This window comes from Kitasatospora sp. NPDC058965, from assembly GCF_042741245.1.
GTDB lineage: Bacteria > Actinomycetota > Actinomycetes > Streptomycetales > Streptomycetaceae > Kitasatospora.
This window is the reverse complement of record NZ_JBHYKG010000435.1, coordinates 1-5,557: the sequence shown is the minus strand read 5'-3', so window position 1 is coordinate 5,557 and position 5,557 is coordinate 1. Positions and strand designations below refer to the sequence as shown.

Annotated in this window: 9 protein-coding genes; all 9 read left to right on the top strand. The window is 76.1% G+C overall.

What is annotated here, in order from left to right; all coding sequences use genetic code 11:
* A partial coding sequence (locus ACFW1A_RS37800) for a dienelactone hydrolase family protein (protein WP_380417716.1) occupies nt 1-480 on the top strand: 480 nt, incomplete at its 5' end.
* 58 nt (nt 481-538) lie between these two features.
* Nucleotides 539-1,330: a class I SAM-dependent methyltransferase gene (locus ACFW1A_RS37795; protein ID WP_380417714.1), complete on the top strand. Its 792-nt coding sequence runs from the start codon at nt 539-541 to the stop codon at nt 1,328-1,330.
* 160 nt (nt 1,331-1,490) lie between these two features.
* Nucleotides 1,491-4,208: a class IV lanthionine synthetase LanL gene (lanL, locus tag ACFW1A_RS37790; RefSeq protein WP_380417712.1), complete on the top strand. Its 2,718-nt coding sequence runs from the start codon at nt 1,491-1,493 to the stop codon at nt 4,206-4,208.
* Nucleotides 4,209-4,308: 100 nt separating this feature from the next.
* Nucleotides 4,309-4,434, top strand: coding sequence for an ALQxL family class IV lanthipeptide (locus ACFW1A_RS37785; protein WP_380417710.1), 126 nt, complete (start codon nt 4,309-4,311; stop codon nt 4,432-4,434).
* Nucleotides 4,431-4,562 carry a hypothetical protein gene (locus ACFW1A_RS37780; protein WP_380417708.1) on the top strand — a complete coding sequence of 44 codons (132 nt, stop codon included), beginning with the start codon at nt 4,431-4,433 and terminating at the stop codon, nt 4,560-4,562. The genes ACFW1A_RS37785 and ACFW1A_RS37780 overlap by 4 nt, the downstream gene beginning before the upstream one ends.
* A 63-nt stretch (nt 4,563-4,625) precedes the next feature.
* Entirely contained in the window at nt 4,626-4,763 is a 138-nt protein-coding gene (locus tag ACFW1A_RS37775; protein WP_380417706.1) for an ALQxL family class IV lanthipeptide, read from the top strand.
* A gap of 211 nt (nt 4,764-4,974) precedes the next feature.
* Nucleotides 4,975-5,130 (top strand): hypothetical protein, encoded by a 156-nt coding sequence (locus ACFW1A_RS37770; RefSeq protein ID WP_380417704.1) that lies wholly within the window; start codon nt 4,975-4,977, stop codon nt 5,128-5,130.
* Nucleotides 5,131-5,164: 34 nt separating this feature from the next.
* On the top strand, nt 5,165-5,326 hold the full coding sequence (locus ACFW1A_RS37765) for a hypothetical protein (RefSeq protein WP_380417702.1): 162 nt from the start codon (nt 5,165-5,167) through the stop codon (nt 5,324-5,326).
* 45 nt (nt 5,327-5,371) lie between these two features.
* A complete protein-coding gene (locus ACFW1A_RS37760; protein ID WP_380417700.1) occupies nt 5,372-5,521 on the top strand; it encodes a hypothetical protein in 150 nt (49 codons plus the stop codon).
* The last annotated feature ends 36 nt before the right edge of the window (nt 5,522-5,557 follow it).

Sequence of the window (5,557 nt, the reverse complement as noted above, 5' to 3'; positions counted from 1 at the left end):
GGTCTGGGCACGCTGCTGTTCGATCTGCTCACCGAGGCGGAGGAGGCCGACCGGGCGAACGTCTTCGACACCGCCCTGCTCGGCCGCCGGTTGGCCGGGGCCACCCGCTGGCTGCTCGACCGGCCCGAGGCCCGGGGGCTCCCGGTCGGCTACTTCGGTGCCAGTACCGGCGCGGCGGCGGCCCTGCGGGCGGCGGCCGAGCCGGGCTCCCCGGTCGCGGCCGTGGTCTCCCGCGGCGGCCGCCCCGACCTCGCCGCCGCGCGACTGCCGGCGGTGGCCGCCCCGACCCTGCTGATCGTCGGCGGCCGTGACGACGTGGTGCTCGACCTCAACCGCCGGGCCCGGCAGCGGCTGCGCTGCCCGACCCGGCTCGCCGTGGTCGCCGGCGCCACGCACCTGTTCGAGGAGCCCGGCGCGCTGGCGCAGGTGGCGGAGCTGGCCACCGACTGGTTCCTGGAGCACTTCGGCGCCGACCGGTAGCCGCCCGCGTACGATCACCGCGACCGACCGGGACGACTGGAGGAAGAGGCCCCCGACCATGGCTGAGGACCGCGGCTACCTGCTGGACAACCGCATGCGCGAGGCCGGCGAACGCTTCACGGCCATCGCCGAGCTCTTCGACGACTGGACCCTGCGGCACCTGGACCGCCTGGGCCTGGCCGCCGGCGCGCACTGCTGGGAGGTCGGGGCGGGCGGGCCGGGCATCCCGCGCGCCCTGGCCGAGCGGGTCGGACCGGGCGGTCGGGTGCTGGCCAGTGACCTGGACACCGGCTGGCTGACCGGACTGCCCGCCCCCACCGTCGAGGTGCTGCGCCACGACGTGACCCGGGACCCGCTGCCCGCCGGGCAGTTCGACCTGGTGCACGCCCGGCTGCTGCTGGTCCACCTGCCGGACCGGGCCGCCGTGCTGCGGCGGCTGGCCGACGCGGTCCGGCCCGGTGGCTGGCTGGTGATCGAGGACGCGGACCCGGCGCTGCAGCCGCTGGCCTGCCCGGACGAGCACGGCCCGGAGCAGCGGCTCGCCAACCGGGTCCGCCGCGCCTTCCGGGCCCGGCTGGCCGAGCGCGGCGTCGACCTGGCGTTCGGGCGCACCCTACCCCGGCTGCTGCGCGGGGCGGGCCTGACCGAGGTCGCCGCCGAGGCGTACTTCCCGGTCACCTCCGCCGCCTGCCGCGCGCTGGAGGCGGCGACGGTCCGTCAGCTCCGCGACCGGCTGGTCGGGCCCGACCTCGCGGCCGCCGACCTGGACCAGCACCTGGCCAACCTGCGCGGGACCGAACTGGACGTCACCACGGCCCCGCTGGTCACCTGTTGGGGCCGCCGCTGCTGAGCCGGCGCGGCCCCGGCCCCGCCGGCCCGATGGGGGCCCGGAGCGCGCAAGATACGTGCGTCGCCCCCATGTCTTCCCGCCCCGCAAGCCGGAGGATCTCCAGTGCGAGCGGGGCCCTGACCGGCCCCTTCCCAGGGCGGGACGGACCGAAGGGGCGGCGATGACGCGGACGGACGGGGCGGACAGCGGTTTCGGACAGGCCGACGGGGCGTACGCCACGCTCTACCGCGACCTGGTCGAGGCCGTGCTGCGCCGGCGGGGTGCCCGGGGGTGGTCGGTCGCTCCGGGCGAGTTCTGGTGCGGCGTCCGGCCCACGGGCGCACCGCAGCGCGAGCAGGGGTGGAAGCTGCACGTGTCGGCGACCCCGCTGTCCGCGCCGATGGTGCTGGCGGGGGCCGCCGAGGTGCTCGTCGCGCAGCGGGCCGCGTTCAAGTTCGCCGGTACCCCCGACCGGCTGGCCGAGCTGGTGTCCGGCCGCGCCGACCGGGGCAGCGGCGGCAAGTTCATCACCGTCTACCCGCAGGACGACGACGCGTTCCGGCGGCTCGCCGAGGCCCTGCACCGGGCCACCGAGCACCTGCCGGGGCCCGGCATCCTGTCCGACCGCCCGTACCGGCCGGGCAGCCTGGTGCACTACCGCTACGGCGCCTTCACCGGCCACCCGCGGCTGACCAACGACGGGGCGGTCGAGACGATGCTCCGGGCCCCCGACGGCAGTGCCGTCCGGGACCGCCGACTGGCCTGGTTCAGCCCGCCCGCCTGGGCGGTCGACCCGCTGCCCGTGGCGGCGTCGCCCGCCGCCGCGCCCAGCGCCGTCCTGCTGAACGACCGCTACGAGGTGCGCCGGGCACTGCGACACGCGTACAAGGGCGGGGTCTACGTCGGCACCGACCGGGCCGGCGGCGCCGAGGTGGTGATCAAGGAGGCCCGGCGGCACGTCGGGGCGACCCGCTACGGCACGGACGCCGGCGACCTGCTGCGGCACGAGGCGGACATGCTCGCCGCGCTCGCCCACACGGGCCTCAGCCCGCGCCCGGTGGACCGGTTCCGGCAGGGCGGCAACCAGTACCTGGTGCAGGAGTTGGTACCCGGTCAGACCCTGCGGAGCTGGGCGGAGGCGCGGCACGCGCCCGAGTCGGCCCTGCTGCTCGGGCTGGCCGACCAACTGGTGGCGCTGCTCGGCACCGTCCACGAACTCGGTTTCGTGGTGCGGGACCTGACGCCGAACAACCTCATGGTCACTCCCGACGAGCAGCTGCGGCTGATCGACCTGGAGATGCTCGCCCGCCCCGGCGAGCCGGTGCTGCGCGCCCACACCCCGGGCTTCGCCGGGCCGGAGGTCACCGGGGCCGCGCCGTACGGCCCGGCGCCGGAGGCGACCTCGGACCTCTACAGCCTCGGCGCAGTCCTCCTCCACCTGCTGACCGGCACCAGCCCGTTGTTCGTCCCGGACCGGCCGGCCGACCGCGGGCCGGACGACCGGCTGGCCGCGCTGGTCACCGGGGCGCTGTCGGCGCGGCCCGAGCTGCGGCCGTTCGAGCCGGTGCTGCTCGGGCTGACCCGCGCGGACCCGGGCGAGCGGTGGACCCTGGCCCGGACCCGCGAGCAGCTCGGCCGGATCCGGGCCGGCGCGGCCGGGCCGACCGGGGCCCGCCCGGCACCGGCGCTGACCGTGCGGGACGGGGAGCGCCTGCTCACCGACGGACTGGCCTTCCTGCTCGCCACGATGACGCCCGAGGACGAGGACCGGCTCTGGCCCGCCGACCGGCACGGGGCGCAGACCGATCCGCGCAACGTGCAGCACGGCGCCGCCGGTGTGCTCGCGGTGCTGGCGGCGGCCGCGACGCACCGGGCGGACGCCGCCCTGCACGAGGCCGTCGGGTGGGCGGCCGAGTGGCTCGTCACCCGGGCGCGGGACCACCAACCGCACCTGCCCGGGCTCTACTTCGGCAGCTCCGGCACCGCCTGGGCGCTGCTGGAGGCGGCCCGGGTGCTGGAGGACGGGCCGCTGGCGCAGGCGGCCGCCGAACTGGCCCTGGCGGTACCGGTGCGCCACCCGCAGCCCGACGTCTGCCACGGCGTGGCCGGGGCCGGCCTGGCCCAACTGCACTTCTGGCACGCCACCGGTCGGGCCGAGTTCCGGGACCGCGCGGCGGCCGCGGCCGAGCACCTGCTGACGGTGGGCGTCCAGGGCCGCTCCGGGGTGCTCTGGCCGGTCCCGGCGGACTTCGACTCCGAGCTCGCCGGCATCCACCACCTGGGCTTCGGCCACGGCGTGGCCGGGGTCGGCACCTTCCTGCTGCTCGCGGGCCTGGCGACCGGGCGCGAGGAGTTCGTCGCCGCCGCCCGGGCCGCGGGCGAGACGCTGCTGACGGCCGCCCGGGTCGAGGACGGCGCCGCCCACTGGGCTCCCGACGACCGCAGGGCCGACGCCCCGTCAGCCGGCCCGCACTGGTGCAGCGGCTCCTCCGGGGTGGGGACCTTCCTGATCCGGCTGTGGCAGACCACGGGTGACCCGCGCCACCGGCTGGCGGCCGAGCAGGCCGCCGTCGCGGTCCACCGGGCCCGGTGGCGCGGAACCCCCGTCGCGTGCCACGGCCTGGCCGGGAACGCCGAGTTCCTGCTGGACCTCGCCGAGGCGCTGGACATGCCGGGCTACTGGCAGTGGGCCGAGGAACTGGTCGGCTGCGCGCTCACCAGGACGGTGCACCGGGACGGACTGGTGCTGACCCCCGACGAGTCCATGCTCGCCGTGTCGGCCGCCTACAACACCGGCACGGCCGGGCTGTTGGGCCTGCTGCTGCGGATGCGGCACGGCGGCACGCGGATGTGGCTGCCCGACCCCGCCACCGTGCCGGCCGCCGAGCCGCGCGGCTGACCGGTGCGGCCCGGCGCAGGGCCGCACCGCCCCTCCACGAACTCCCGGCCGCGTCCGGCCGGGGCACCGATCCCTCCACTCCGGAAAGGAACCGATCCCCATGACGATCGACGTCGACGCCCTGCAGCTGCTCGAGTCCGACGAGGCGACCGCGGCCAACGCCTGCGGCATCTTCACCTTCTTCGACTGCCCGATGTTCACCTCCACCGAGGCGACCCAGGGGTGACCCCGACCACCGTCGACGTCGAGGCCCTGCAGCGGCTGGAGGGGGACGAGGCGACCACCGCCAACACCTGCACCCTCTGGACGCTCTTCACCTGCCCCGAGTGGACGTCCACCGACACCAGGGCCTGACCCCACCACCACCGGCCGGCCCCGTTCCGGCACCCGATCACCGTACGAGAGGACGAGATCCCCATGACGATCGACGTCGACGCCCTGCAGCGCCTCGAAGCCGACGAGGCGGCGACCGCGGAAGCGCTCTGCGGCGGCTTCTCGCTGATGACCTGCCCGGTGCTCACGACCCAGACGACCGCGGTGGCCCCGCAGTCCTGACCGAGGTCGCCACCGATCCGCCGCACGCGGAACGGAAGGGGTGCCCGCCCACCGGCGGGCACCCCTTCCGGCGTTCCCGGAGCACCGCGGCGCGGGGTCGACCGCCGCATACCGATCCCATACCGGCGGCGGACCGTCTCTGTGACCCGCGTTCGTACTTTGGCACGTGTCGGCGAGGTCCGCCGGCCGAACTGCCACCGAGGAGGCCGCCATGGCCGAGCACATCGAGCCCACCACCGACCGGACCGAGGTCGAGGCGCACGCCGAGGAGATCCTCCCGCTGCAGGAGCTGGCCTCCCCGGAGCCCGACAGCACCGACGGCGGCGGCTACGGCGACTCCAAGAGCACCGCCAGCATCGTCTGCTGACACTCCACCACCCACCACCGTGAAGGAGGCCACCGTGGCCGAGAACACCGAGCCCACCACCGACCAGGCCGAGGTCGAGGTCGAGGCGCACGCCGAGGAGATCCTCCCGCTGCAGGAGCTGGCCTCCCCGGAGCCCGACAGCAACGACGGCGGCGGCTACGGGGGCGTCATCAGCACCTCCAGCGTCGTCTGCTGACACACCATCCGCCACCCAGCACCCACCACCGTGAAGGAGACCACCATGACCGAGCGCACCGAGCCCACCACCGACCAGACCGAGACCGAGGTCGAGGCGCACGCCGAGGAGATCCTCCCGCTGCAGGAGCTGCCCTCCCCGGAGACCGAGAACGTCGGCGGCGCGAGCAAGAGCACCGCCAGCATCGTCTGCTGACGTTCCGTCCCCCACGGGCCGCGACCGCCCCTGCGG

Excerpts from the sequence above, each read along its gene's own strand:
- ACFW1A_RS37795 (WP_380417714.1), top strand. The coding sequence starts at position 539 with ATGGCTGAGGACCGCGGCTACCTGCTGGACAACCGCATGCGCGAGGCC.
- lanL (WP_380417712.1), top strand. The coding sequence starts at position 1,491 with ATGACGCGGACGGACGGGGCGGACAGCGGTTTCGGACAGGCCGACGGG.
- ACFW1A_RS37785 (WP_380417710.1), top strand. The coding sequence starts at position 4,309 with ATGACGATCGACGTCGACGCCCTGCAGCTGCTCGAGTCCGACGAGGCG.
- ACFW1A_RS37775 (WP_380417706.1), top strand. The coding sequence starts at position 4,626 with ATGACGATCGACGTCGACGCCCTGCAGCGCCTCGAAGCCGACGAGGCG.
- ACFW1A_RS37770 (WP_380417704.1), top strand. The coding sequence starts at position 4,975 with ATGGCCGAGCACATCGAGCCCACCACCGACCGGACCGAGGTCGAGGCG.
- ACFW1A_RS37760 (WP_380417700.1), top strand. The coding sequence starts at position 5,372 with ATGACCGAGCGCACCGAGCCCACCACCGACCAGACCGAGACCGAGGTC.